23 protein-coding genes and 1 pseudogene are annotated in these 26,558 nt (G+C 65.4%); 14 read left to right on the forward strand and 10 right to left on the reverse strand.

Annotated elements, in window-relative coordinates:
• Nucleotides 1-221 precede the first annotated feature (221 nt).
• Genes ACZ9AQ_RS10165 through ACZ9AQ_RS10175 form a run of 3 tightly spaced genes read left to right on the forward strand, consistent with a single transcriptional unit; the run spans nucleotide 222 to nucleotide 2,029 of the window.
• Complete coding sequence (locus ACZ9AQ_RS10165) at nucleotides 222-416, forward strand: zinc-finger domain-containing protein (RefSeq protein ID WP_429203639.1); 195 nt, start codon at nucleotides 222-224, stop codon at nucleotides 414-416.
• A gap of 32 nt (nucleotides 417-448) precedes the next feature.
• Nucleotides 449-1,441 carry a YheT family hydrolase gene (locus ACZ9AQ_RS10170; protein WP_429203640.1) on the forward strand — a complete coding sequence of 331 codons (993 nt, stop codon included), beginning with the start codon at nucleotides 449-451 and terminating at the stop codon, nucleotides 1,439-1,441.
• The gene (locus ACZ9AQ_RS10175) at nucleotides 1,442-2,029 is read left to right on the forward strand and encodes a DUF2946 family protein (RefSeq protein WP_429203641.1); all 588 of its coding nucleotides are present in this window, start codon (nucleotides 1,442-1,444) and stop codon (nucleotides 2,027-2,029) included.
• 6 nt (nucleotides 2,030-2,035) lie between these two features.
• On the opposite strand, the gene ACZ9AQ_RS10180 is transcribed toward ACZ9AQ_RS10175, so the two are convergent.
• The gene (locus ACZ9AQ_RS10180; RefSeq protein WP_429203707.1) at nucleotides 2,036-3,607 is read right to left on the reverse strand and encodes a beta-barrel assembly-enhancing protease; all 1,572 of its coding nucleotides are present in this window, start codon (nucleotides 3,605-3,607) and stop codon (nucleotides 2,036-2,038) included.
• Nucleotides 3,608-3,708: 101 nt separating this feature from the next.
• On the opposite strand from ACZ9AQ_RS10180, the gene moaC (ACZ9AQ_RS10185) reads away from it, so the two are divergent.
• Both moaC (ACZ9AQ_RS10185) and ACZ9AQ_RS10190 read left to right on the forward strand, forming a co-directional pair.
• Nucleotides 3,709-4,209: a cyclic pyranopterin monophosphate synthase MoaC gene (gene moaC / locus ACZ9AQ_RS10185; RefSeq protein ID WP_429203642.1), complete on the forward strand. Its 501-nt coding sequence runs from the start codon at nucleotides 3,709-3,711 to the stop codon at nucleotides 4,207-4,209.
• Nucleotides 4,210-4,420: 211 nt separating this feature from the next.
• Nucleotides 4,421-6,304, forward strand: coding sequence for a sigma-54-dependent Fis family transcriptional regulator (locus ACZ9AQ_RS10190; protein ID WP_429203643.1), 1,884 nt, complete (start codon nucleotides 4,421-4,423; stop codon nucleotides 6,302-6,304).
• Between the two features lie 23 nt (nucleotides 6,305-6,327).
• Here ACZ9AQ_RS10190 and ACZ9AQ_RS10195 read toward each other — a convergent pair whose 3' ends face one another.
• Together ACZ9AQ_RS10195 and ACZ9AQ_RS10200 are read right to left on the reverse strand one after the other, a co-directional pair.
• Nucleotides 6,328-7,221, reverse strand: a complete 894-nt coding sequence (locus tag ACZ9AQ_RS10195; protein ID WP_429203644.1) for a transporter — start codon at nucleotides 7,219-7,221, stop codon at nucleotides 6,328-6,330.
• Between the two features lie 49 nt (nucleotides 7,222-7,270).
• The gene (locus tag ACZ9AQ_RS10200) at nucleotides 7,271-8,737 is read right to left on the reverse strand and encodes a benzaldehyde dehydrogenase (protein ID WP_429203645.1); all 1,467 of its coding nucleotides are present in this window, start codon (nucleotides 8,735-8,737) and stop codon (nucleotides 7,271-7,273) included.
• A gap of 207 nt (nucleotides 8,738-8,944) precedes the next feature.
• Between ACZ9AQ_RS10200 and moaC (ACZ9AQ_RS10205) the strand changes: the two are divergent.
• Both moaC (ACZ9AQ_RS10205) and ACZ9AQ_RS10210 read left to right on the forward strand, forming a co-directional pair.
• Nucleotides 8,945-9,049, forward strand: a pseudogene (moaC, locus tag ACZ9AQ_RS10205) (cyclic pyranopterin monophosphate synthase MoaC); the annotation flags it as partial.
• Nucleotides 9,050-9,166: 117 nt separating this feature from the next.
• On the forward strand, nucleotides 9,167-9,502 hold the full coding sequence (locus ACZ9AQ_RS10210; protein WP_429203646.1) for a hypothetical protein: 336 nt from the start codon (nucleotides 9,167-9,169) through the stop codon (nucleotides 9,500-9,502).
• A gap of 359 nt (nucleotides 9,503-9,861) precedes the next feature.
• Here the strand turns inward: ACZ9AQ_RS10210 and ACZ9AQ_RS10215 are convergent, their stop codons facing one another.
• Entirely contained in the window at nucleotides 9,862-10,830 is a 969-nt protein-coding gene (locus ACZ9AQ_RS10215; RefSeq protein WP_429203647.1) for a MerR family transcriptional regulator, read from the reverse strand.
• A 277-nt stretch (nucleotides 10,831-11,107) separates the two neighbouring features.
• On the opposite strand from ACZ9AQ_RS10215, the gene ACZ9AQ_RS10220 reads away from it, so the two are divergent.
• Both ACZ9AQ_RS10220 and ACZ9AQ_RS10225 read left to right on the forward strand, forming a co-directional pair.
• Nucleotides 11,108-11,563 carry a fasciclin domain-containing protein gene (locus tag ACZ9AQ_RS10220; protein ID WP_429203648.1) on the forward strand — a complete coding sequence of 152 codons (456 nt, stop codon included), beginning with the start codon at nucleotides 11,108-11,110 and terminating at the stop codon, nucleotides 11,561-11,563.
• A 187-nt stretch (nucleotides 11,564-11,750) separates the two neighbouring features.
• The gene (locus ACZ9AQ_RS10225) at nucleotides 11,751-13,829 is read left to right on the forward strand and encodes a S9 family peptidase (protein WP_429203649.1); all 2,079 of its coding nucleotides are present in this window, start codon (nucleotides 11,751-11,753) and stop codon (nucleotides 13,827-13,829) included.
• A gap of 66 nt (nucleotides 13,830-13,895) precedes the next feature.
• Here the strand turns inward: ACZ9AQ_RS10225 and ACZ9AQ_RS10230 are convergent, their stop codons facing one another.
• From ACZ9AQ_RS10230 to recA, 6 genes are all read right to left on the reverse strand, one after another.
• On the reverse strand, nucleotides 13,896-14,378 hold the full coding sequence (locus tag ACZ9AQ_RS10230; protein WP_429203650.1) for a pilin: 483 nt from the start codon (nucleotides 14,376-14,378) through the stop codon (nucleotides 13,896-13,898).
• 303 nt (nucleotides 14,379-14,681) lie between these two features.
• Entirely contained in the window at nucleotides 14,682-15,563 is an 882-nt protein-coding gene (gene sucD, locus ACZ9AQ_RS10235; protein WP_429203651.1) for a succinate--CoA ligase subunit alpha, read from the reverse strand.
• An 18-nt stretch (nucleotides 15,564-15,581) separates the two neighbouring features.
• Nucleotides 15,582-16,751 carry an ADP-forming succinate--CoA ligase subunit beta gene (gene sucC / locus ACZ9AQ_RS10240; protein ID WP_429203652.1) on the reverse strand — a complete coding sequence of 390 codons (1,170 nt, stop codon included), beginning with the start codon at nucleotides 16,749-16,751 and terminating at the stop codon, nucleotides 15,582-15,584.
• A 68-nt stretch (nucleotides 16,752-16,819) separates the two neighbouring features.
• Nucleotides 16,820-17,383, reverse strand: coding sequence for a DUF2889 domain-containing protein (locus tag ACZ9AQ_RS10245; RefSeq protein ID WP_429203708.1), 564 nt, complete (start codon nucleotides 17,381-17,383; stop codon nucleotides 16,820-16,822).
• A gap of 434 nt (nucleotides 17,384-17,817) precedes the next feature.
• A complete protein-coding gene (recX, locus tag ACZ9AQ_RS10250) occupies nucleotides 17,818-18,285 on the reverse strand; it encodes a recombination regulator RecX (protein WP_429203653.1) in 468 nt (155 codons plus the stop codon).
• Nucleotides 18,286-18,372: 87 nt separating this feature from the next.
• Complete coding sequence (recA, locus tag ACZ9AQ_RS10255) at nucleotides 18,373-19,449, reverse strand: recombinase RecA (RefSeq protein ID WP_429203654.1); 1,077 nt, start codon at nucleotides 19,447-19,449, stop codon at nucleotides 18,373-18,375.
• A gap of 202 nt (nucleotides 19,450-19,651) precedes the next feature.
• Between recA and ACZ9AQ_RS10260 the strand changes: the two genes are divergently transcribed.
• From ACZ9AQ_RS10260 to ACZ9AQ_RS10280, 5 genes are all read left to right on the forward strand, one after another.
• Complete coding sequence (locus tag ACZ9AQ_RS10260) at nucleotides 19,652-20,413, forward strand: response regulator (RefSeq protein ID WP_429203655.1); 762 nt, start codon at nucleotides 19,652-19,654, stop codon at nucleotides 20,411-20,413.
• Nucleotides 20,410-21,999: a sensor histidine kinase gene (locus ACZ9AQ_RS10265; RefSeq protein ID WP_429203656.1), complete on the forward strand. Its 1,590-nt coding sequence runs from the start codon at nucleotides 20,410-20,412 to the stop codon at nucleotides 21,997-21,999. The genes ACZ9AQ_RS10260 and ACZ9AQ_RS10265 overlap by 4 nt, the downstream gene beginning before the upstream one ends.
• A complete protein-coding gene (locus ACZ9AQ_RS10270; RefSeq protein WP_429203657.1) occupies nucleotides 21,977-22,303 on the forward strand; it encodes a DUF4212 domain-containing protein in 327 nt (108 codons plus the stop codon). The genes ACZ9AQ_RS10265 and ACZ9AQ_RS10270 overlap by 23 nt, the downstream gene beginning before the upstream one ends.
• The gene (locus ACZ9AQ_RS10275; RefSeq protein ID WP_429203658.1) at nucleotides 22,300-24,348 is read left to right on the forward strand and encodes a sodium:solute symporter family protein; all 2,049 of its coding nucleotides are present in this window, start codon (nucleotides 22,300-22,302) and stop codon (nucleotides 24,346-24,348) included. Before ACZ9AQ_RS10270 ends, ACZ9AQ_RS10275 begins: the two co-directional genes overlap by 4 nt.
• A gap of 125 nt (nucleotides 24,349-24,473) precedes the next feature.
• On the forward strand, nucleotides 24,474-26,495 hold the full coding sequence (locus ACZ9AQ_RS10280; RefSeq protein WP_429203659.1) for a S9 family peptidase: 2,022 nt from the start codon (nucleotides 24,474-24,476) through the stop codon (nucleotides 26,493-26,495).
• The last annotated feature ends 63 nt before the right edge of the window (nucleotides 26,496-26,558 follow it).

The following is a 26,558-nucleotide window of genomic DNA, read 5'->3' on the forward strand; positions in this document are numbered from 1 at the left end:
TGTGGCATTCTTGCAACGGCGGACGGGGATGTCGGCGAAGGCGGCGGGCGTGAAACGGTCGGGCATGAAACGCATGAATGGATGTGGCACGGGTTGGACGCCCAATATAACAGGCGTTGCTCATGCTCTTTATGCTGAACGCATTATTTTACGGTCATTTCGACAATAGAGCGAATCCGTTAAAATCCAGTCTTTGCCCAACTTGCCTGACGGAGAAACAGATGAATCAAAAGACGACGCCTGTGGTGGAGCTCACGGCCAAGGACCTGCCGGCCTATTGCCCCAACCCGGCAATGCCGCTGTGGTCCTCGCACCCGCGCGTCTTCCTGGACTTCGACCACCACGGCGAGGCCAAATGCCCCTATTGCGGCACCGGCTACCGGCTGGCGCCGGGCACCGTGCTCAAGCACCACTGATTGTCCATGAGGCACGCAAGTGCCTGTTGTCCATGTATTACCCCGCCCCGTCGTGGCTGCCTGGCGGCCACCTGCAGACCATCTATCCGGCGACCTGCGTCGCCAAGCCGCCGCTCGCCTACCGGCGCGAACGCTGGCACAGCGCGGACGGCGACTTCGTCGACCTCGACTTCGTGGATGGCCGGCCCGGCCAGCCGCTGGTGGTGCTGTTCCATGGCCTGGAAGGCAGTTCGAACAGCCATTACGCCCGCGGCCTGATGGCAGCGCTCGCGGCGCGCGGCTGGTCGGGCGTGGTGCCGCATTTCCGCGGCTGTTCCGGCGAAGCCAACCTGGCGCCGCGCTTCTATCACTCGGGCGACGCGGGCGAAGTCGACTGGATCGTGCGCAAGCTGCGCGCCGCCCACCAAGGCGCGCTGTATGCGGCCGGCGTCTCGCTGGGCGGCAATGCGCTGCTGCGCTGGCTGGGCGAATCGGGCCACGGCGCCGGGATCGTCGATGCCGCCTGCGCCGTCTCGGCCCCGCTCGACCTGGCGCGCGGCGGCGAGGCGCTGTCGTCGGGCTTGAATATGCTGTATACCCGGATGTTCCTGCAGACGCTCAAGCCGAAGTGCCTGGCCAAGCTGGAGCAGTTTCCTGGCCTGTTCGACCGCGCCGCCCTGCTCGCCGCGCGCGACCTGTATGCCTTCGATAATGTCGTCACCGCGCCGCTGCATGGCTACCGCGACACCGACGACTACTGGCACCGCGCCAGCGCCCGCCACGTGCTGCACGACATCACGGTGCCGACCCTGGTGCTCAATGCCCGCAACGATCCCTTCTTGCCGGGCATTCACCTGCCGACGTCGGCGTCTGGCGCGGTGACGCTCGAGTATCCGGCCGAGGGTGGACACGTCGGCTTTGCCGTCGGCCCGTTCCCGGGACGGATCGACTGGCTGCCGCGGCGCATCCTGCACCATTTCGACGCCGTGCAGGGGACGCCCGGCATGCGCGCGCTGGCGCCGGCCGAACCGTGCGATGCTGCCTGAATGGACGATATCGTAAAACAGGCAATGGCCAAGTGGCCGAGCGTGCCCCACTGCTACGGCTGGCTCGCGCTCGACGCGCGCGGCGGCTGGCGCATGCGCGACGAAGCGGCCCAGCGCGCGGGCGCTGCGGGCGACCGCTTGAACAATCCCGCGCTGGTGGGATTCATCAACCGCAACTACCTGCACGACGAGCGCGGCAACTGGTATTTCCAGAACGGGCCGCAGCGGGTGTACGTGAACCTGGAGGCCACACCCTTCATCGCGCGCACCGATCCACAGCAGGGGCTGGTATTGCAGACCGGGCAGGCCCTGGCGGAATTCGAACGGGTCTATCTGAGCGACACCGGCGCGCTGGTGTTCGTGGCCGGCGACACGGTGGCGCAGCTGGACGACCGCGACGTGGCCCAGGTACTGGGCCTGCTCGAGCTCGATGGCGCCGCGGCGCCCGACGAGGCGGTGATGGCGTGGCTGGAACATGGCGAAGGTTGCCTGGCCCTGCCGTGGGCTGGCCGCCGGCTTGCCGTCGAGCGCGTGGCCGGCGAACAGATGCCGGCGCGGTTCGGATTCAACCGGACGCCGGCGCCGTAGGGTCGGTCAGCGCTCTTCGGCCTCTTCCTGCGCTTTCTTCTGTTTTTCCTGCAGTTCGCGCACGCGCGCGTCGATGACCGCCTGGTCATAGAACGACGCATCGCTGGCCTTGCGCGCCAGTTCGAGCTGGGCCATCGCCGCCGGCACGGCGCCGGCAAGCACGTACGATTCGGCCAGCGCCATGTGCTGCAGCGCGATCTTGCCCTGCTTGGCATAGGTCCTGGCCAGCAGGTCGTGCAGCTTGCGTTCCTCCCGATACTGCTGGGCCTGGTCGCGCAGGAACAGCGCCGCCTCGTCGAACCGGTCGGTTGCGATCAGGGCCTGCGCGTACTGGTGCGCGAGCGCGCGCGACAGCGGGAAGCGCTGGCGCGCCGCGTCGGCTTCCTTGACCGCCTGTTCCAGCACGGAGCGCGGCTGGCCTGGCGCCATCTTGATCTCCAGCGCCAGCCCGGCGAACATGGTCGCGCCATCGCCCACGTTCGACGGCGCCGCCGACAGCACCCCTTCGCGCGGCTTCATGGTCTCGAGCGCCTTGTCGAGCCAGCGCTGGGCGCCGGCCAGGTCGTTCTCCTTGAGCGCCAGATAGGCCAGGCCGTACTGGGCCCCGGCCTGCCACTGGCGGTGGGGCTGCTCCCTGAGCTGGGCCTCGAAGGCGGTGCGCGTGTCGCGCCGGCCCTGCTCGCTCGCGTCCTGCAGCACGCGGATGCGCGCGCGCACCAGATGAAAATCGAGGCTGTCCACGCGCTGCTTCTTGGGAATCTCGCGGATGCGCGCCTGCATGTCGGTGATCCGCTCCTGGGTCAGCGGGTGGCTGCTCAGGCTGGCCAGGCCGGGCGGCAGGTCGCCATACAGCCTGGAGGCGGCCTGGAGGCGCCGGAAGAAAGCGACGATGCCGGTGGTATCGTAGCCGCCCGCCTCCATGATCTGGAAGCCGACGCGGTCGGCCTCGCGCTCGGCGTCGCGGCTGAAGTTCAGCTGGCGCTGGACGGCCAGTCCCTGGCCGCCCATCAGCACGCCCATGGCCGCATCCGAGCTGGCCCGGGCCGCCAGCGCCGCCAGGATCATCGACGCCAGCGGCAGCAAGACGTCCTGGCGCTGCTGGCCCAGCCGGCGCGCGATATGGCGCTGGGTGACGTGGCCGATCTCGTGCGCGACCACGCCGGCCAGTTCCGATTCGGTCTGGGCCGCGATGATCAGGCCCGAGTGGGCGCCGATGAAGCCGCCCGGCATCGCGAACGCGTTCAGGGCCGGATCGCGCACGGCGAAGAAGTGAAAGTCGGCATTGGTCTCGCCGCGCGCGCCGGGCACGGCGGCGACCAGGCCGTTGCCGAAATTGTTCAGGTATTCGGAGATCGGCTCATCGTCGAGGTAATCGCGGTCGCGCCGCACGTCGCGCATGAACTCCTCGCCCAGCTTGCGCTCGACGACGGGCGACAGGTCGCCGCGCGCGGTGTCGCCGAGCGTGGGCAGGCGGATCGAATCGGGGCGCCTGAACACGTCGGATTGCGCTGCAACGGGGAAGGCGGTCGCCATGCACAAGGCCATGACGGACAATGAGGCGCGCCAGCGGCGCGCCATTGCTGGACGGACGACGGATTTCACGGTGCTATCATACCTGCATCCGCGCACATCCTGCTGCCCAGTGAACCATTTTGTAACCCGAACGAATTAACCGAGTAATGACGAATCCGATCCCGACCGCAGACCATTTGACCCACTTCGACGCCACCGGCCAGGCCCATATGGTCGACGTCGGCGCGAAACAGGACACGCACCGCACCGCGGTGGCGGCCGGGACCATCCGCATGAAGCCGGAGACGCTGGCCCTGATTACCTCGGGCAATGCCAAGAAGGGCGACGTGATCGGCATCGCACGCATCGCCGCGATCATGGCGTCCAAGCGCACCAGCGACCTGGTGCCGCTGTGCCATCCGCTGCCGATCACGCGCGTGGCGGTGGATTTCGAGGTCGACGAGGCGGCGAACAGCGTGCATTGCCGGGCTCAGGTGGAAACCATCGGCAAGACCGGCGTCGAGATGGAAGCGCTCACCGCGGTGCAGGTGGGGCTGCTGACGGTCTACGATATGTGCAAGGCGGTCGATCGCGGGATGGTGATGACCAACGTGCGGGTGCTGGAGAAACACGGCGGCAAGAGCGGGGACTGGACCGCCGAGCTGTAGGCCGCACGATGCAGTGAATTTCCGCAAGATTGAATCTTTCATCGAAATCAACGGCATAATGAACGCATGGGGTTCCTCAGCCCCGAAAAACATAAGCCAGCATGCCCTGCGCGCAACCGCGGCGGCGTGATTGATCAGATGGAGACACTTGGGGGAACATTGCATGCGGAGTGCCGACCGTATTGAGCGGAAACCGACGACTGGACTGGCATTGGTTAGCCAGGCCCGCCAGTTGTTTTTCGAGGAGGGCACGCTGCCCAGCGGCCTGGTCAACGATGCGGTATGGCGCTCGTGGCAGCGCTGCGCCAACGGTGGCCGCAGGGTCGGCGACACGGTCCCCTTCAATCCGGTTCGCAGCAACGGCGTGGCCGAATTGCTGGAGATTAACCGTCATCTGATCCTGGCCGCCCAGCCGACATTCCGGCGCCTCGAGCAAGCGTTTCACGGCAGCGAATACGGTTTGCTGCTGACCGACCGGACGGGCATCGCCGTCGCCGTGCATGGCCCGATCGACAAGTGCGGCAAGCTGCTGCGCCAGGCCTTGCGACCGGGCGTCGACCTGTCCGAACGCTCGGTCGGAACGAATGCGATGGCGGCCGCGCTGGCCGAGGAGCGCGCCGTCGCCGTCCTGGGCGCCGAGCATTATTTTGTTCAAAACAGCACCTTCCAGTGCGTGGCAGCCCCGATCTTCGGGCCGGACGGGCATCTGGTCGGGTCGCTCGATATCACGCGCGACACGCCCTTGCCGCAGTTCGGAGTGCTGTCGCTGATCGTCGACGGCGCCGCCGCCATCGAGAACGCGCTGTTCCAGCATCTGCACGCGCACCTGGCCCTGGCGCTCCACTGGCGCAGCGACGATAGCGCGGAGTCGGGCAACGCGATGCTGGCGTTCGGACCGGACGGCGAAGTGCTCGGCGCCACCCGCGCCGCGCGCAGGTTGCTGGAGCTGGCCGACACCACGGCCGGCCTGCGCTTCGGGCATCTGTTCCAGGGAAGTTACGCGGCATGCGTGGACGCATTCAGCGCCCGTCCCGGTCCGCAGCCACTGACCCTGCAGTCGGGTCTGCGCGTATATGCCAGCGCCGTGCACGCGCTGCGCGAGCTGGTGAGTGCGCCGGCGCGCACCGCCAGGCTGCCGGTGGCACAGCAGCGTCCGGCCGCGCCGCTGCCGGATTTTGGCGACGCCGCCACCGAACTCGCCCTGCAGCGCTCCTTGCGCGCGTTGCAGGCGGGGCTGCCGGTATTGTTGCTGGGAGAGACCGGCACCGGCAAGGAAGTCGCCGCGCGCGCGCTGCACGGCGGCAGTCGCGCCAGCGAGGGGCCGTTCATCGCCATCAACTGCGGTGCGATTCCGCGCGAGCTGATAGAAGGCGAATTGTTCGGCTATGCCGACGGCGCCTACACCGGCGCCCGCCGCGGGGGCGCGCGCGGGCGGATCGAGGAAGCCGACGGCGGCACCCTGTTCCTCGACGAAATCGGCGACATGCCGCTCGATCTGCAAACCCGCCTGTTGCGCGTGCTCGAAAGCCGCGAGGTGACACGGCTGGGAGAAAGCAGGACACGCAAGCTCGATTTCCAGCTGATCGGCGCCACGCACCAGGACCTCGACGCCCTGGTGAAGGAACAGCGCTTCCGCAGCGACCTGTATTTCCGCCTCAGCGGCATGCAGCTCTACCTGCCGCCGCTACGGCAACGAAGCAACCTGGGCGCATTGATCGAGATCCTGCTGGAGGAGGCCGGCATTGTGCCAGGCAGGATGGCGCCGGACTGCCGCGCGGCGCTGCTCGCCTACGCCTGGCCTGGCAACACGCGCCAGTTGCGCACCACGCTGCGTTTTGCCGGCGCGATGGCCGACCCTGGCGAACCGATCGGGCTGCAGCACCTGCCCGACGATATCCGCACTACCGTAGTGGAAGCGACGCCCGGCCACGCCCTGGTGGCCGGGCCGGGCGCGCCGCCGGCGCAGTTGAAGGAACTGGCCGACGAAGTCATCAACCGGGCGCTGATCCAGGCTGAAGGCAACGTGTCGAACGCCGCCAGGCAGCTGGGAATCAGCCGCGCCACGCTGCATCGCTGGATCAACAAGCAGCGCTGACGCGGCCCGGTGTCAAGGCACCGTTAGAGCACCTTGACCAGCCGCAAGTTAATCCGGCTGGATTCCTTCACCCCGTTGGTCACTTTCAGCGACTTGCCGGCCTGCAGTTGCAGCTGCACGGTGGGCGACACGAAGCCGGCCAGGCCGACCAGGAAGCGACTGTTGTTCATCCTGTCGTGCTGCGCCACACCGTTCAGTTTGCTTTCGCCGCCAAAGTCGTGATAGTACGACAGGGAAAGCGCCGTGGCCGGGGAAAGATTGTAGCGCAGGTGCACCTGGCCGCCATACGAGGCATCCTGCTTGCGACGCAGGCCCACGAAGTCGTCGTTTTCCCCGTAGAGCGCGTACTCGCCCACGAGATCGAGCATGAGGTTCGCCGACAGCGCGGTCATGTAAGAGCTCTGGAGCACGCCCTTCCAGCGGTTTTCGCCCAGGTTGATCGGCCCCTGGGCGCCGTCATACTTACCGACCGGCAGCGACACGAAAGCGGACACGGTGGCCCACCGCTTCTCCTCCGGCCGGTTGACGAGCCACAGCGCGGAACCGACGATCGGGTCGCCCACGCCGCTTGCCGATTGCGAGCGTACATCCACCTTGCCGAACGGGATGATCACCTGGGGGGTGACCAGGTAGTCGCCCAGCTTGGTGTAATGGACCCAGCGGGCCACGCCGATATCGGTCACCAGATTGAACGGCACGGCCAGCCGCTTGCCGTCGGCATACACCGCCTTGTACTCGGCCCGTTGATAATAGAGGATGCCGAGATCGGTGCCCGCCGGCAGTGCCACGTAATCGCCCGGATCGGTCGGGATTTCAGCGGCCGTCGCCGGCGCGAGCAGCGCGGCCAAGCCGGCTGCGGCCAGCGCGCACGCCGCCTTGCGCAGGGAAGATGGTCGGGATTGTCGATGCTGTTGCATTCTTGCTGTCTCCTGTATTTTTTCTCGAGTCGCTGCGGATCGGACGTCGTCAGAACGGATAGGCGATCGGCGTGGCGATCGTGCTCACCCATTGGGTCTGGGTGAATTCATGCACGCTGGCCGGACCGCCGAAACGCCCGCCGTTACCGGACACGCCCATGCCGCCGAACGGCACCTGGAATTCGTTGTTGACGGTCTGGTCGTTGATGTGGACCATGCCGGTCTTCAGGCGGCGCGCGATCGCGTCGGCGCGGGCGATGTTGCGGCTGTGAATCGCCGCCGACAGGCCGTAGGCCGAACTGTTCGCCAGCGCGATCACTTCCTCGTCGTCGTCGAACACGGTCACCGGCGCCACCGGGCCAAAGATCTCTTCATGGAACGCCGACATCTCGGGGCGAACATCGACCAGGACGGTCGGGCGGTAGAACAGTCCCTCGTGGGTGGCGCCGGTCAGCGCGCGGGCGCCAGCCTGCAGGGTCTCCTGCACGATCCGGTGCACGCGATCGCATTGCCTGCGGTTGATCAGCGGGCCCAGGTGCACTTCGCCGGCATGCGGGTCACCCACGTGCATGGCGGCGGCCTTGGCGGCGAGCTTTTCGGCATATTGCTGCGCGACCGAACGGTGCACCAGGTGGCGGCCGGCCTGCATGCAGATCTGGCCCTGGTGCAGGAACGCACCCCAGGCGCCGCTCGAGGCGGCGGCGTCGATGTCGGCGTCGTCGAGCACGATCATCGCGTTATTGCCGCCCAACTCCAGCGTCACCTTCTTGAGCAGTTCGCCGCAGGTCTGGCCGATCGCGCGTCCGACCGCGGTCGAGCCGGTAAAGGAGATCATGCCGACCTGGGGATGGCGCACCAGTGCCTCGCCGGTGGCCGCGCCGCCGGGAATCACGTGCAGCACGCCGGGCGGCAGGCCTGCCTCTTCGAAAATCTCGGCGATCAGCAGGCCGCCGCAGATCGGCGTCTGGACGTCGGGTTTCAGGACCACGGTATTTCCCAGCGCCAGCGCCGGCGCCACCGAGCGCAGGGCCAGCAGCAGCGGGAAGTTCCAGGGCGTGATCACGCCGACGACGCCGATCGGCACATTGCGCCACTGGTTGCTGCGACCCGGGACCGACGATGGCAGCAGGTAGCCTTCAGGCTGCATCGGCAGCGCCGCGGCCATGTGGATCTGCTCGTAGCTGGCATTGAACTCCCACTCGGCCTTGCCGGAGATGGAGCCGGATTCACGCTTGATCCAAGTGACGATCTCCTGGCCGCGCGCGTGCAGCAGCTCGGCCGCCTTGCGGATGATGCCCGCGCGGCGGTCGAACGGCGTCGCCGCCCACGCCTGCTGCGCATCGTAGGCCTGCTGCACGGCGCGATCGATATCGGCGGCGTCGCCCAGGCCGGTCTGGGCCAGCACCTGGTCCGTGGCCTTCTCCAGCACGTCGGCGGTGCCGCCGCCGGCGTCGCGCCAGCCGCTCGAATAGATCTTGCCGTTCCAGCCGTTGGTTGCCTGTTCAAATGCATTCATGGGTGTCTCCTTTATGGTTGGTAATGTCGGTGCGTTTCAAGCACGGGTGTTGCTTCACTACCTATCGCAAAAGGCGTGCCAATCGGAATGCGCCATACGGGACGATGCAAGCCTTTGATCATGCTGAGTTTTTTCTTGAGGCCGAACGGCGCAGGCAAGCCGCGGGGGACGCGGTGTAGCAAGTTGCACAGGGGTGTCGCAAGCTGCGACATGTGCAAGGCAGTCGATCGGGGGAATGGTGATGACGGACGTGCGGGTGCTGAAAAGCATGACGGCAGGAGCGGGGGTTGGACGGCCGGGATCGACGCCTGAGCAGTTCGACAACTTGCCCAATGCTGTAGACAAGGTCCATAGTCGGCCTATACTGATGGGCGACGCGCAATGCGTTTTCCCCTACTTCAACCTGCTATCTGCCCGAGAGGATGTGTCATGACGACCGCATACCCGCAGTTCACCGCAGCGACTGTCCAGCTGAACGCCCTGCCCTATCAAGATGCATTCCTGAAAATCGCCAATGTCTACGCGGATTCGACCCGCGCCAGCCTCGAGCAGCTGTGGATCAGCTCCTCCAAGATCGTCATGGAAGAGACGATGAAGGCCTTCATTGCCGCCTCGCAGTCCTGCGCCGAAGCCTTGACCAGGAATGCCGTATCGGTCCAGCAGCAGTCATTCGGCCGGCTCATCAACGCCAACCAGAAGGCGGTCGAGATCATGGGCCAGAGCTTCGCCGACGCCATGGCGTCCGGCTGGAAACCCGCGCGCTGAGCGCCGCGGCGTCGTCCCCATTCAACACGAAGCGGCAGGCGCATACGGCCATGAACTGATTGCCACCGGCGGTCGACAGCAAGCAGTGACGTAAAGGTATATTGCAGAGCTAAGCTGCTGCTATCATGCCAGCTTTTCTCTGCGGCAATGGCCGCCTGCTTGGTTACCGATATGAACAGCGCCCAGGCCCATGCGCTGAAGCCCAGGAATACGAATTCGACACGCTCAATATGCAGGTCGGCAAGGCGGCGACTGCACCGCAGTGCGAGCACTGCAAGCCCCGCAAGTGGCCACGGATCAACGCAGCAACGCGCCGGTTCTGGGGGCCAAACACATTTATTTACGGGTGAGTACTCAGGTCAGGCTGCCCAACCCTTCGGCAGCGGCAATCCCTCCTCGATCGCGAGGCGCTCCATCGCCGCTTCCAGCACCACCCGCGCGCGGCCCGAGGCCAGCGCCAGCTCGGCATGCAGCGCCGCGTCCTGCGGATTGCGCGAAGCGCAATGCTGGCTGTAGCGTTCGAAACTGCCCACCATGAGCAGCAATTCGGTCAGGTGACGTGGACATTCGCAGGTCAGGCGGTTGCCGGCAGCCGCGATATTGGCCAGGTCTTCGTCGGCAAACCGTGGCGGCGCCACGGCGGCGGCAGCCGGTTCCTGCAGCGCCGGGCGGTGGCCGGTCAGGGCCGACTGGCACAGCAGCGCCAGCTCGTTCAGGTCGGCGGGGATGCGCGCGACCAGGCAGCCTTGCGCGCGCAGGGTGCGGATCGTGGCGCTGGAACAGAATCGGTACAACACGACGACCGCGGCCACGCCGGTCGCTTCGCGCGCCGTGGCAATGGCGGGCATCACCCGCTCGTCGAGCTCGGATTGTTCGATCACCAGCACGTCAGCGCCTGTGTTGCGTGGTAATTCTTCGGCCATCGCCAGGCCGGCACTGTGGCCGCGCACGTCCAGGCCAAGCGAGTGCTGCCCCATGACCGCGACGCGCCGCGCCAGCATGGCGCCCACCAGCAACACGCGCACCGGCGCAGCCTGGATGGCCCGGGACTGCCCATCCAGGCCCAGCATCGATTGCAGCTGGTCGCGGTTCAGGCCAGCGAGCACGCCGATCGAATGGCCCTGGTCGACCAGCTGCTTGAGCAGGCCGAGACGCGCCACCTGCTCGGCGGAATAAAGGCGCTGTCCGCGCTCGGAGCGCTGGGCATCCGACAGGCTGTAACGGCGCTCCCATACGCGCAGCGTTTCAACCGGCAAACCCGCCAACCGTGCGGCGGCGCCCGTGCGGTACATGATCCGCTCTTGTCCCGTCTTGACTGAATCCGTCATCGTGCATCCCAACGTTGTATCAATTGATTTTGAAAATGAATGGTGTCACAACTTGCCGCGCATTGCAGCTCCATGCTCAACAGTGCGAGGCCCGAGCGAGCTACCGGTTGGATCGTTTCCATCGGCCCTGCCCAACAAGCCAACTAAACGAACCATGATTGAACCTATTTTATAGGACAAAGACGCTACACACATTAGACCAAATTACAAAATGGCGGTAAATTTATCCCAGATCGGTTCAACTTGAACCATCACAAACCCACTCACGGAGTTGATAATGAAAAAGATCCTGATCGCTTTGCCCCTCGCATTCGCCTTCGCTTCGGCCCAGGCAGCCGATATCGTGGATACCGCCAAGTCGGCCGGCACCTTCAATACCCTGGTCACTGCAGTCCAGGCTGCCGGCCTGACCGACACCCTGAAAGGTCCGGGTCCGTTCACCGTCTTCGCCCCGACCGACGCGGCCTTCGCGAAGATCCCGAAAGCCAAGCTCGACGCCCTGCTGAAAGACAAGGCCGCGCTGTCCAAGGTGCTGACCTACCACGTGGTGCCGGGCAAGGTCATGGCTGCCAACGTCAAGCCTGGCGACGTCAAGACCGTGGAAGGCAGCGCATTCGCGGTGAAAGTCGCGGGCGGCAAGGTCATGGTCGACAACGCCACCGTCACCAAGACCGACATCGCAGCCGACAATGGCGTGATCCATGTGATCGATACGGTCATCATGCCGAAGTAAGCAAGCGCTTCTCCTCGATCGCTTCTCCTCGATCGCTTCTCCTCGAGCGCCTCTCCTCGCCAGGCCGCGCCCCCGTGCTGGCCAGGCCCGCGGCGGGGAACGATGTCAGCTTCATGCTTGAAGACATCGTGGTAAATTGCCGGCTTGCATGCGGCACCCGGCCGCGGCACTGATCGACGAGGATGGAATGACATTTCGCTTGCTGACGATGGTAGCGGCCCTGCTGGCCGCTACCACCGCGACGGCCGCGCCGCGCGGCTTTACCGTGGAAGACCTGGTCAATATGGAGCGGGTGGGCAGCCCGGCCGTGTCGCCGGACGCCACGCGCGTGATCTATACCGTGCGCAGCACGGACATGGAAAAGAACCGCGGCAATACCCAACTGTGGATGGTCGACCTGCGCGCCGCCAAGCCGGCGCCGCAGCGCCTGACCCAGGATGCGTCCAGCAGCAACGACCCGGAATGGTCACCCTCCGGCGACGCCGTCTACTTCCTGTCGGCGCGCTCGGGCTCGTCGCAGGTATGGCGCCAGCCGGTCGCCGGCGGCGAGGCGGTGCAGGTGACGAACCTGCCGCTGGACGTCGACAACTTCCGCCTCGCGCCAGGCGGTGACCGGCTCGCCTTCAGCCTGGCCGTGTTCCGCGACTGCGCCGATCTGGCCTGCACCAGGTCGCGCCTCGATGCCAAAGAGAAGGACAAGGCCAGCGGCAAGGTCTATGACCGCCTGTTCGTGCGTCACTGGGACACCTGGAACGACCACCGCAACGCGGTGCTGTTCTCGGCGCCGCTGGGCGCGGATGGCAAGGTCGGCAGCGAACCGGTCAGCCTGTCCGGCTCGCTCGACGGCGACGTGCCTTCGAAGCCGTTCGGCGACCGCGAGGAATACCGCTTCAGCCCGGACGGCAAGACCATCGTGTTCTCGAGCCGCATCGCCGGCAAGACCGAAGCCTGGTCGACCAACTTCGACCTGTACAGCGTGCCGGCCGCGGGCGGCGCGGCGCCGCGCAACCTGACCCAGGACAATCCGGCCTGGGACACGAAAGGTACTTTCTCGCCTGACGGCCGCACCCTCGCTTACCTGGCCATGGCGCGTCCCGGCTTCGAGGCCGACCGCTACCAGGTCATGCTAATCGACGTGGCCACCGGCGAAAAGCGCAAGCTGGCCGCCGACTGGGACCGTTCGGCCGGCAGCCTGGTCTGGCGCGCGGACGGCAAGGCGCTGATCGTCGATGCCGAAGACATCGGCCAGCACCGCCTGTTCTCGATCGACGTCGCCAGCGGCAAGGTGACGCCGCTGACCGACAAGGGCGCGGTCGGCGCCTATGACCTGCGGCGCGACACGCTGGTCTATACCCACGCCAACCTGCAGTCGGGCGCGCAGCTGTTCTCGATGAAGCTGGGTGGCAAGCCGAAGCAGCTAACCGATGTGAACAGCGAACGTTTGAAAGACGTGCGCTTTGGCGAGTCCGAGCAGTTCTCGTTTGCCGGCGCCAATGGCGAAACCGTCTACGGCTACGTGATGAAGCCATGGAATGCGCAGCCGGGCCAGAAGTATCCGGTCGCCTTCATCGTCCACGGCGGCCCGCAGGGCAGCTTCGGCAACAGCTGGAGCTATCGCTGGAATCCGCAGGTGTACGCCGGCGCGGGCTATGCGGCCGTGTTCATCGACTTCCACGGTTCGACCGGCTATGGCCAGAAGTTCACGGACTCGATCAGCAACGACTGGGGCGGCAAGCCGCTGGTCGACCTGCAGAAGGGTTATGACGCGGCGGTGCAGAAGTTCTCGTGGCTCGACCGTTCACGCGACTGCGCGCTGGGGGCGTCGTACGGCGGCTACATGATGAACTGGATCGCGGGTAACTGGTCGGATGAGTTCAAATGCATCGTGAACCACGACGGCGTGTTCGATACGCGCGGCATGGCGTACTCGACCGAAGAGCAGTGGTTCACCGATTGGGAGAGTGGCGGGCCGTACTTCAAGGTGCCGGAGAACCATGAACGCTTCAACCCGGTTCATCACGTGAACAAGTGGAAGACGCCGATGCTGGTGATCCAGGGCGATCTGGACTTCCGGATTCCTACCGCGCAGGCGCTGGGCACTTTCACTGCGCTGCAGCGCATGGGTGTGGAGAGCAAGCTGCTGGTGTTCCCGGATGAGAACCACTGGGTGCTCAAGCCGGCGAACTCGGTGCAGTGGCATCACACGGTGCTGGGGTGGTTGGATCAGTACTTGAAACCGCAAGCGGCGTCACCTGATCGGCAGTAGAAAAACGAAAGAGAGACCGCCTAGGCGGTCTCTCTTATCGAATGGAGCTAGATCTTTTAACGCTGATTATGGAGCGGCAGGAGCGGCGCAACCGGCTGGCATGTAATCCGTTTCAGCGAAGTTGGTGGCGACGCATGCATAAGTACCATCATCAGCACGATTCAGTGCGATGGTTGGGTTCGTACCCAGGCGGCCAGGCGAGGCGATCGTGCAAGTCAGCGAGCCAACGCCGTCGGCGTCCGGCACAGTTGCTGCGATGGCGGTGCAGTTGCCGGTCGTAGCCGACAGGCCTGCCGCTGCGAGGTATGCGTCAGCGCCAGCCGCTGCGCCATCGACTTCTGGCAGACCTTGCACCACAGCCATTTCGTAGCCAGTTTTACCGCCCGAGATGTCGGCGTAGGCGGCTGCGGCCTTGGCCTTGGCGATGTAGTCCTGGTAGGCCGGGATTGCGACGGCAGCCAGGATACCGATGATCGCGACAACGATCATCAGTTCGATCAGGGTGAAGCCGCCTTCGGCTTTCTTGGTTTGCATTTGCTTGAAGTTCATTTTTCTCTCCAGGGTGGTAGTTCGAAGTTGGGACGACGTATCTTGTACTGCTCAGCTGCTACGCTTTCCTATACGCAAGTGGCGTGCCAGCCCGAAAACAGCAAGAAACGGTCGATTTTATTAATACCGAGATAACAAACCCCTGTCCCACGACAAAAATTGACGCCTCCGGTGACAAAATTTGTCAGTGTCGTAAGGCAATTTTTGTCAGGCGATCAAAATTGGCGGCGCGAAATGAAATCCACAATAAAAACAGGGAGCCGAAGCTCCCCGTTCTAGCTGCCGATCAAGCGCTCGTCAGGATTACAGCATCGCCTTCAGCAGACGCGCCATTTCCGACGGGTTCTTGGTGACAGTGATGCCGCAGGCTTCCATGATTTCCAGCTTGGCTTGCGCGGTATCGGCGCCGCCCGAGATCAGCGCGCCGGCGTGGCCCATGCGCTTGCCCGGAGGCGCGGTGACGCCGGCGATGAAGCCGACGACCGGCTTCTTCATGTTGTCCTTGATCCAGTAAGCGGCGTTCGCCTCGTCCGGACCGCCGATTTCGCCGATCATGATGACCGCGTCGGTATCAGGATCGTCGTTGAACATGCGCATCACGTCGATGTGCTTCAGACCGTTGATCGGGTCGCCGCCGATGCCGACTGCCGACGATTGGCCCAGGCCCAGTGCGGTCAGCTGGCCGACTGCTTCATAGGTCAGGGTGCCCGAACGCGACACGACGCCGATACGGCCCTTGCGGTGGATGTGACCCGGCATGATGCCGATCTTGATTTCGTCAGGGGTGATCAGGCCTGGGCAGTTCGGGCCCAGCAGCAGGGTCTTGGAACCGGCTTTGGCCATGCGATCCTTGATTTCCATCATGTCGCGGACTGGGATGCCTTCGGTGATGCAGATTGCCAGGTCCAGCTCGGCTTCGACGGCTTCCCAAATGGCGGCGGCTGCGCCTGCCGGTGGGACGTAGATGACCGAGACGGTGGCGCCGGTTTCGGCCTTGGCTTCCTTGACCGATGCGTAGATCGGGATGCCCTCGAAATCTTCACCGGCTTTCTTCGGGTTCACGCCTGCGACGAAGGCTTCCTTGCCGTTCGCGTAGTCGCGGCACATACGGGTGTGGAACTGGCCGGTCTTGCCGGTGATACCTTGGGTGATGACTTTGGTGTCTTTGTTGATCAGAATCGACATTTTTATATCCTTAGCGAATTAGGCTTTACCAGCGGCAGCGGCAACGACCGACTTCGCTGCGTCTTCCATCGTGTCTGCGGCGATGATTGGCAGACCCGAGTCAGCCAGCATCTTCTTGCCCAGGTCTTCGTTGGTGCCCTTCATGCGCACGACCAGCGGCACTTGCAGCGACACGGCTTTCGATGCGGTGATCACGCCTTCGGCGATGACGTCGCAACGCATGATGCCGCCGAAGATGTTGACCAGGATGGCCTTCAGTTCCGGGTTCTTCAGCATGATCTTGAATGCTTCGGTCACTTTCTCGGCCGTAGCACCACCGCCCACGTCCAGGAAGTTGGCCGGCTCGCCGCCGAACAGCTTGATGGTGTCCATGGTGGCCATGGCCAGGCCGGCGCCGTTCACCAGGCAGCCGATGTTGCCGTCGAGCGAAATGTAGGCCAGGTCGAACTTCGACGCTTCGACTTCGGCTGGATCTTCTTCGTCCAGGTCGCGGTAGGCGACGATCTCTGGGTGACGGAACAGCGCGTTGGCGTCGAAGTTGAATTTCGCGTCCAGGGCGATGATCTTGCCCGAGCCGGTGACGATCAGCGGGTTGATTTCGGCCAGCGATGCGTCGGTTTCCCAGTAGGCTTTGTACAGGCCTTGCAGGTTGGCTCGCACGTCGGCGATCGAGCCTTCCGGCACGCCGATCTTGGCGGCGACAGCGTCGGCGTCGGCGTCGGTCAGGCCGACGGCCGGATCGATCACGACGTTGTGGATTTTCTCAGGGTTGCTGTGCGCGACTTCTTCGATGTCCATGCCGCCTTCCGACGAGGCCATCAGCACGACCTTCTGGGTCACGCGGTCGGTAACCAGCGAGATGTACAGTTCCTGCTTGATGTCGGCGCCTTCTTCGATCATCAGGCGACGCACTTTCTGGCCTTCCGGGCCGGTCTGGTGCGTCACCAGCTGCATGCCCATGATCTGGTCGGCGTATTCCTTGACCTGTTCCAGCGACTTGGCGACCTTGACGCCACCACCCTTGCCACGGCCACCAGCGTGGATCTGGGCCTTGACCACCCAGACCGGACCGCCCAGCTCCTCGGCGGCCTTGACAGCCTCTTCCACCGACATGCACGGAATGCCGCGCGGAACGGTCACTCCGAATTTTCGGAGGATCTCTTTGCCCTGGTACTCATGGATCTTCATGCTGGCTTCCCTTCTTCTATTACTGAATTAGAAATACGGTTGGACTACAAAAATAAAAACGACGAACGCTAACCCGAGACGGCCTTGATCGACCAGCGTGGGTAGTATTTGGCCACGGCAGGGCCGTCGCTTTGCAGGGCATGGCAACGGTCGAGCTCAAATGGACGGTCGGTCGACGAGCCGCCGAGCCCACCTGGGGCATCGACATTGTCGTCAGCAAAGGCTTGCAAGGCTGCGGTCGGCAGCACCTGGGCCAATTCGGTCAGATGGGTGCAGCCGAGCACGCCGGATAGGCGGTCTTTCAGATGCAACCGGAAATGGTTCACGAGCGAGAGCCCGATCAACTTCTTGTAGGCAGGGCCGATGGTATCGCAGTAGCCCGGATACGGGACGGCATCGGATGCGGCTTCGGCATCGACGATGTTCAGGTCGCGGTCGATGGTCACGCGCAGCTTGAGGTCGTGCACCGGCATGCCGCCGGGCCGTTCGCCGGAAGCAAGCGCGATAGTACGCGTCTTCACATCGCGGATGCTGGCATCGAGGTCCCACAAGCCATCGTCGCGCGCGAACGCTTCGACTGTGATGGCGCGCGTATGCCGGAGCGAGCGCGATACGGGAGGTGACAAAGGCATAAATACCAGTGCCGTCGAAACGGCGGTTAGTGATGCAGCCGGTGTGCTTCTTGCACGTTGCCGCAGCTTCTGCGACAACAACCGCTCATGCGGCGCTGCTTAAACCCGCAAAGTTTAGCACAGCGTCCACAGCGGCGCATGGGAAAGAAAGGTCGGTAAGGGATACTACGGGGAGATGAAGGGACTTCACGGAAACATGACGGCGCGTTGACCGCTTATATTATTCGCCTGTCGATAATGAACATTGCCGCCCCATTCACGGCGTGAATGAAAGATATGTCGTTAGGATAGGATCAGCCGCTGGCCGGATGACCAGACGACAAAAAGCGCCAGCGTGCAGCGCCATCACCCGTTGAGGAATATGCTTTTAAGCATATCGGGAATGGCGCTCCACGCTGGCGCCTAGAGCGATCATGCCGATGGACCGACATCCATCAGCTTCCATCGAATTCATCGTCCGCAGGGCTACCCTGCATCGCCACCCGCGCCGCACGCTGGGAAAAGCCGCGCTGCAACAAGAAGCGCATCTGCTTGGCGCGCATCGCCGCGTCGGTGGCGACGGCGCCGAACTTGCGCTGCCAGACTTCGGTGGCGCGCGCGGTCTCGCTGTCGGACAGCCCGGCCTTGATCTCGACCAGCGCATCGCCGGTGACGCCATGGCTTTGCAGCTCCGCCACCACGCGGCTGTTGCCGTAGCGGCTGGCCTTACGGTTGATCAGGGACTCGGCGAAACGTTCCTGCGACAGCCAGTTATTCTTTTCAAGAAAATCCAGCAGGGCGTCGACGTCTTCGTCTTCCTGGGCATACTTGGCCAGCTTGCGCCGCAACTCGAACCGGCTGTGCTCGCGCTGCGACAGGTAACGCAGCGCGCGCCCCTTGAGGCTCAGTACCGGCGCTGGCATCGGGACACCCTCATCGACAACATGGCGTGGGCGGACGTGGAGCAGACACCCAAGGCGCCAGCCTGCCACGCCGCCCTCGCCAGGCGATTACTCACCGACTGCCTGCAGCTTCGGCTTGTCGTCGCCACCGGCTGCCGCCGGCGGCAGTTCGCGCACGCCCAGGGCGGCACGGACCTTGTTCTCGATCTCACGCGCCAGGGCTGGGCGATCCACCAGGAACTGACGGGCATTGTCCTTGCCCTGGCCGATGCGCTCGCCGTTATAGCTGTACCACGAGCCCGACTTCTCGACGATCTTGTTGTCGGCGCCCAGGTCCAGGATTTCGCCTTCGCGCGAGGTGCCTGCTCCGTACAGGATGTCGAAGTGGGCTTCCTTGAACGGCGGCGCGATCTTGTTCTTGACGACCTTGACCTTGGTTTCGTTACCGATCACTTCGTCGCCCGACTTGATCGAACCGGTGCGACGGATGTCCAGGCGCACGGAGGCGTAGAACTTCAGTGCGTTACCGCCGGTGGTGGTCTCCGGGCTGCCGAACATGACGCCGATCTTCATGCGGATCTGGTTAATGAAGATCACCAGCGTGTTGGTGCGGTTGATCGAACCGGTCAGCTTGCGCAGCGCTTGCGACATCAGGCGCGCCTGCAGGCCCGGCAGCGAATCGCCCATGTCGCCTTCGATCTCGGCGCGCGGGGTCAGTGCCGCCACCGAGTCGATGACCACCAGGTCGACGCTGCCCGAGCGCACCAGCGCGTCGGTGATTTCGAGCGCCTGTTCGCCGGTATCCGGCTGCGAGATCAGCAGCTCGCTCAGGTTGATGCCCAGTTTTTGGGCATAGGTCACGTCAAGCGCGTGCTCGGCGTCGATGAAGGCGCAGGTGCCACCCAGCTTTTGCATCTGGGCGATGGTTTGCAGGGTCAGGGTGGTTTTACCCGACGATTCCGGACCGTAGATCTCGACGATACGGCCGCGCGGCAGGCCGCCGACGCCCAGGGCGATGTCGAGGCCCAGCGAGCCCGTGGAAACAGTCTGCACTTCCTCGACCGGCGCGTTGGCGTCCATGCGCATGACCGAGCCCTTGCCGAACTGCTTTTCGATCTGCGCCAGGGCGGCTGCCAGCGCTTTGCCTTTTTCAGAGGCGTTCAATGCGGTTTTTTTGTCGTCCATGGTGTACTTTCAATCGTGGAGTAGGCAAGGTGTGGGCGCGCACGCGCACTTCAAGAGCCACTACTGTATAAAAATCCAGTGGTTTTTGCAAGCACTAAAACGTGGTCGTCTTGCCAATAAAATGATCAAGGCTCGCATTGTTGTGACAAATCAAACACAATACGGGCCTGAGTTTGTCTAACGCGATAACCGAGGTGTCCCCATGCGAATTCTGCTCGCCGAAGATGATAGCGTACTTGCCGATGGGCTGACGCGATCCCTGCGCCAGTCCGGCTACGCCATCGATTACGTCAAGAACGGGCAGGATGCCGATACCGCCCTTTCCACCCAAGAATTCGACCTGCTCATCCTCGACCTCGGCCTGCCGAAGATGTCGGGACTCGAAGTGCTGCGCCGCCTGCGCGCCCGCGCCTCGCTGCTGCCGGTTCTGATCCTCACCGCCGCCGATTCCGTCGAGCAGCGGGTGGAAGGCCTCGACCTGGGCGCCGACGACTACATGGCCAAGCCGTTCGCCCTGTCCGAACTCGAGGCGCGGGTGCGCGCCCTCACCCGCCGCGGCGCCGGCGGCGGCCCGACCGTGGTGCGCCACGGCCCGCTGGTCTACGACCAGGTGGGCCGCAGCGCCTACATCAACGACCAGATGCTCGACCTGTCGGCGCGCGAGCTGGGCCTGCTCGAGGTGCTGCTGGCGCGCACCGGCCGCCTGGTATCCAAAGAACAATTGGTTGACCATTTGTGCGAATGGGGCGAAGAAGTCTCGAACAACGCGATCGAGGTGTACGTGCACCGCCTGCGCAAGAAGATCGAAGTCGGCGGCGTGCGCATCGCCACCGTGCGCGGCCTTGGCTACTGCCTCGAGAAATTCTCCGAGGCCGCCGCCGCCGCGCCTTCGGCGGAACGCGCCGCCGCAACGCCAACGGCCACGCCAACGGCAACGGCAACGGCAACCGTCGCCGACAGGTGAACGAACGCGACGCCGATTTCACGGCCGGGCCGGCACAAGGCCCGGCATACGGGGCGGCTTCCGCCCCGGCCGCGGCGGCCGAGCCGACCTACGTCCCGCCGAATCCCGAGCCCGACGAAAACATCCGGCACTCGCTGTTCGGCGAGATCCTCGACTGGATGCTGGCCCCGCTCCTGCTGCTGTGGCCGATGAGCATCGCCATCACCTATCTGGTCGCCAAGTCGATCGCCAACCAGCCCTTCGACGACGCACTCGAAGACCGGGTCACGGTGCTGGGCCAGCAGATCCGCAGCGTGGGCGGCAAGGCCGCCGGCCAGCTGCATCCGTCCGGCCGCGACATCCTGCGCGCCGACGACGTCGACAGCGTCTATTACCTGCTGGCCGGACCCGACGGCGAGCTGCTGGACGGCGACCGCGACCTGCCGCGTCCGCGGATGGACGCGGCCGACGAGCATGCGCGCGCCGGCGCCGTCGAGTTCCGCAACGACAGCATCCACGGCACCCCGATCCGGGTCGCCTACACCTACGTCAACCTCGACCCATTGCATGAACGTTCCCTGCAGCCGCCGCTCGAACCGCCGCTGGCCCTGGTGCAGGTGGCCGAGACGCTCGATAAACGGGCGCACCTGGCCGGCGAGATCATCAAGGGCGTGATCCTGCCCCAGTTCATCATCCTGCCGGTGATCCTGGCCCTGGTGTGGTTCGCGCTGTCGCGCGGCCTGACCCCGCTGGCCGAGCTGCAGCAGCGCATCCGCGCGCGGCCCCAGGACGACCTGTCGCCGATCGATCCGCGCCAGGTGCCCGAAGAAATCTCGCCGCTGGTCGGCTCCTTCAACGACATGCTCGAGCGCCTGGGCGAATCGATGGCGATGCAGAAGCGCTTCATCGCCGACGCCGCGCACCAGATGAAGACCCCGCTGGCCGGCATGCGCATGCAGTCCGAGCTGGCCCTGCGCCAGCTCGATCCGGCCGAGATCCACCGCTCGCTGGAACAGCTGGCCAAGAGTTCGGAATCGGCCACGCGCCTGGTGAACCAGTTGCTGGCGCTGGCGCGCGCCGAGAACCAGCCGCAGGCCGGCCTGGCCTTCGCCGAGATCGACCTGCCGCGCCTGGCCCGCGAGACGGTGCAGGACTGGGTGCAAGCCTCGTTCGCGGGCGAGATCGACCTGGGCTTCGAGCCGCCGGCCGCCGGCGACGGCCCGGTCGTCATCGCCGGCCAGCCGCTGATGCTGCGCGAACTGCTGTCGAACCTGATCGACAATGCGCTGCGCTACACGCCGGCCGGCGGCAGCGTCACGGTGCGCGTGCGGCGCGACGGCGAGCGGGCGCTGCTCGAGGTCGAGGACACCGGCCCCGGCATCGCCCCCAATGAGCGCGAGCGCGTGTTCGAGCGCTTCTACCGCATCCTGGGCAGCAATACCCAGGGCAGCGGCCTGGGCCTGGCGATCGTGCGCGAAATCGCGCAGCAGCACGGCGCCGAGATCGACATCTTCAACAACCCGCGCAGCCAGTCCCGGCGCTTCCCGGGCAGCCTGTTCCGCCTGACCTTCCCTCCCCCGCTCCATGAACCCGATGCCGCCCCTTGACCCCCACCATGACGCCGCGGCGCGGCGCCGCGCCGTGCACTGGGAACGCACCCGCAGGATGACCCTGCTGCTGCTGGCGCTGTGGCTGGCGACCAGCTTCGGCACCGTGTTCTTCGCGCGCGAGCTGGCGCGCTTCGAGGTGTTCGGCTGGCCGCTGTCGTTCTACATGGCGGCGCAGGGCGCGTCGCTGGTGTCGCTGGCCATCATCGGCTTTTATGCCTGGCGCATGCGCCGGCTGGACCGCGACGCCGCGGCCAATACTGCGGCCAATACCGCGGCCGACGCCGGGGATGGGCCACGATGAGCGGCAAGCCACCCTATTTCAGCAAGCTGGCGCGCTACTACCTGTGGTACACCGGCAGCTTCGCGCTGTTCCTGGTCGCCGTCGCCCTGCTCGAGCAGGAAGGCATGCCGCGCCTGTGGATCGGCCACCTGTTCATGTTCGCCACCATCGCCCTGTACGCGATCATCGGCGTGATCTGCCGCACCTCGAGCGTCACCGAATACTATGTCGCCGGGCGGCGCGTGCCGGCCATGTTCAACGGCATGGCCACCGCCGCCGACTGGATCTCGGCGGCCAGCTTCATCAGCCTGGCCGGCGGCCTTTATCTGCAGGGCTTCGACGGCCTGGCCTTCATCATGGGCTGGACCGGCGGCTTCGTGCTGGTCGCGCTGCTGATCGCGCCCTACCTGCGCAAGTTTGCGCAGTACACCGTGCCCGACTTCCTGGCGGCGCGCTACGGCGGCGGCGCCGGCGGGCGCGGCGGTCCGGTGCGCGCGGTCGCGGTCGGCGCCACCATCCTGGTCTCGTTCACCTACGTGGTGGCGCAGATCTATGCGGTCGGCCTGATCGCCTCGCGCTTCACCGGGGTCGACTTCTCGGTCGGGATCTTCCTGGGCCTGGCGAGCATCCTCGTGTGCTCGTTCCTGGGCGGGATGCGCGCCATCACCTGGACCCAGGTGGCGCAGTACATCATCCTGCTGGTGGCCTTTTTGATTCCGACCATGTGGCTGTCGGCCAAGCATGCCGACAACCCGATTCCCGCGGTGGCCTATGGCTCGCTGCTGCCCAAGCTGAGCGCGCGCGAAGCCGAGCTGGCGCGCGACCCGCGCGAGGAGCAGGTGCGCGCCGAGTTCCGCCGCCGGGCCGACGAATACGCGGCGCGGCTGGGCGCGCTGCCCGAATCGTGGGAGACGGGCAAGCTGGAGGCCCAGCGCCAGCTGGCGGCGGCGCGCGCGCGCAATGCCTCGCTCAGCGAGGTGCGCCAGGCCGAGCGCGCGCTGGCCACCTACCCCAATTCGGTGGAAGAGGCGCGCTCGCAATGGAGCGAGCGGCGCGACGCCAACCTGGCGCGCGCCCGGCCGCCCGAGCCGCACGCCGAACCCTTCCCCGGCGCCACGCAGGAAGAGTCGGACGGGCGCCGCAACAACTTCCTGGCGGTGGTGTTCTGCCTGATGTTCGGCACCGCGGCGCTGCCCCACATCCTGATGCGGGCCTACACCACGCCGTCGGTCAACGACACCCGGGTCTCGGTGTTCTGGACCCTGTTCTTCATCCTGCTGGTGTACCTGACGATTCCGGCGCTGGCGGTGCTGGCCAAGTACGATATCTATACCTCGCTGGTGGGGAGCGATTTCTCGGCGCTGCCCACCTGGATCTCGTACTGGGCCAACGTGGACAAGGCCAATCCCCTGGTGAGCGTGGCCGACATCAACGGCGACGGCATCGTGCAGCTGGCCGAATTCGCGATCGACGCCGACGTGCTGGTGCTGGCCACGCCCGAGATCGGCGGCCTGCCCTACGTGATCGCGGGCCTGGTCGCGGCCGGCGGCCTGGCGGCGGCGCTGTCGACCGCCGACGGCCTGCTGCTGGCGATTTCCAATGCGCTCTCGCACGACGTCTACTACAAGATGGTCAATCCGGGCGCCTCGACCCAGAAGCGGGTGACGATTTCCAAGCTGCTGCTGCTGGCGGTGGCCTTCATCGCCGCCTACGTGGCCTCGCAAAAGCCGGCCGACATCCTCTCGCTGGTAGCGGCGGCGTTCTCCCTGGCTGGCTCCACCTTGTTCCCCGTGCTGGTGCTGGGCGTATTCTGGAAGCGCGCCAACCACCAGGGGGCGATCGCCGGCATGCTCGCCGGCTTCGCGGTCTGCCTGTATTACATGCTGCGCGCCAGCCCGGCGCTGGGCGGCAGCCTGGATGCCGCCTGGTTCGGCATCCTGCCGGCGGCGGCCGGCGTGTTCGGAGTGCCGGCCGGGATGCTCACGGTCGTGGCGGTGAGCCTGCTCACCGCGCCGCCCAGCCGCGGCAGCGAAGGCATGGTCGACTACATCCGGGCGCCGGAGTAGCCGGGCGTGGGTGGAGCAGCCGGCTGCCTCCCGTGAAAATTGATGAGATTTCCGACGTTCGATGAGTGTTAGGCTCTGTCTCGCCGACGCCGGCAATCTAACAACGATCTCTTCACGGAAAATCCATGCACGTTCTTACCCGCGCCGGACACGCCGCGCTTGCCGCATTGGTCCTGTGCTGCGCGCCGGCCGCCCTGGCCCAGACGCCGGCCCCCACCGCGCCACCGCCGATCTCCGCCTTCTTCGCCAACGCCGCCTTCGGCGGCGCCAAGCTGTCGCCCGACGCCCGTCACCTGGCGGCGCGCTCCAGTGCCAAGGGCCAGCGCGATTTCCTGGTGGTGGTCGACCTGCAGAACAACAGCGGCAAGATCGTGGCCTCGTACAACGACGCCGACGTCGGCGATTTCGAATGGGTCAACAACGAGCGCCTGATCTTCAATACCCGCGACCGCAGCGCCGGCCTGGGCGACACCAGCAAGGCGCCCGGGCTATATGCGGTGGACCGCGACGGCGCGCAATTCATGCAACTGGCCGAGCGCACCGGCGGCGGCATGGTCACCGGCGGCCCCAAGGGCCGGCGTCTGCTGCCCTGGCATACCTTCATGCTGGGCCAGCCCGGGGCCCAGGATTCGGACCACGTCTACGTCTCCAGCCCGGTCCTGGACACGAAGCGCGAAGTCCGTTACGTCAACCTGCTGCGCCTGAATACCCGCACCGGTTCGACCCAGGCCGTGCCGCGTCCGGGCAATGCGAAAGGCTGGCTGCTCGACCACCAGGGCGAGCCGCGTCTTGCCAACACCAGCGAGGACGGCCGCATCACCCTGCATTACCGCGAGCCCGGCGACGGCAGCTGGCGCGTGCTGGCCAGCTACGCGAGCTTCGGCGACGGCCAGAATGCCCTGCAGCCGGTCGGCTTCGGCCCGGACGGCACGCTGTACGTGCTGGCGCGCGGCGGCACGAAGTTCACCTCGCTGTACGCCTACGACGTGGCCACCGGCAAGCTCGGCGCCGAGCCGCTGCTGAGCGCTGCCGGCTACGACATCGACGGCAGCCTGGTGGCGAACCGCGACAAGATCCTGGGCATGCGGCTGCGTACCGACGCGGTCTCGAACGAATGGTTCGATCCCGGCATGAAGACCCTGCAGGCGGCCGTCGACAAGACGATGCCGGCCACCGTCAACGTCTTGTCGATGCCGGCCCAGTCCGATTCACCGTGGGCGCTGGTGACCTCGTATTCGGACCGGATCCCGCCTGTCTACAGCCTGTACAACCGCCAGACCGGACAAGTGAACAAGGTCGCTGACACCCGCCCCGACATCGTTCCCGCGCAGATGGGCCGTCAGGAATTCGTGCGCTACAAGGCGCGCGACGGACTCGAGATTCCCGCGCTGCTGACCCTGCCCGCAGGCGCCAAGCGGGGCGGCCTGCCGCTGGTGGTGCTGGTGCACGGCGGCCCCTATGTGCGCGGCAACTCGTGGGGCTGGGATGCGCAATCGCAGTTCCTGGCCTCGCGCGGTTACGCGGTGCTGGAACCCGAGTTCCGCGGCAGCACGGGGTTCGGCGACCACCACTTCCAGGCCGGCCTCAAACAGTGGGGACTCAAGATGCAGGACGATCTCGCGGACGGCGCGCGCTGGGCGATCGCCAAGGGCATCGTCGATCCGCAGCGCATCTGCATCGCCGGCCCCAGCTACGGCGGCTATGCCACCCTGATGGGCCTGGTCAACGATCCCGATCTGTACAAGTGCGGCATCAACTGGGTCGGCGTCACCGACCTGGGACTCCTGTTCGACAATGGCTGGATATTTTCCTCGGATGCGACCGACGAACTGAAGGCCTACAGCCTGCCGCAGATGCTGGGCGACCCGGTCAAGGACGCGGAGCGCTTCAAGGCGACTTCGCCGATCCGGCAGGCGGCGCGCATCACCCAGCCATTGCTGCTGGCCTATGGCGGCGTGGACGAGCGGGTGCCGATCAACCATGGCACCCAGTTGCGCGACGCGGTCATGCGCACCAACCGGCAGGTCGAATGGGTCCATTATCCCGAAGAAGGCCACGGCTGGGCGCTGGAAAAGAACCGCATCGATTTCTATACCCGTGTCGAGAAATTCCTCGACCGCCATATCGGCAGCGGCGCCGCGCGCTGACGGCTGGCGCAGCGCCAGGGCAGAATGAACGACGGGGCGCAAGAAGCGCCCCGTCGTTCATCC

Source organism: Massilia sp. UYP34, assembly GCF_056279385.1.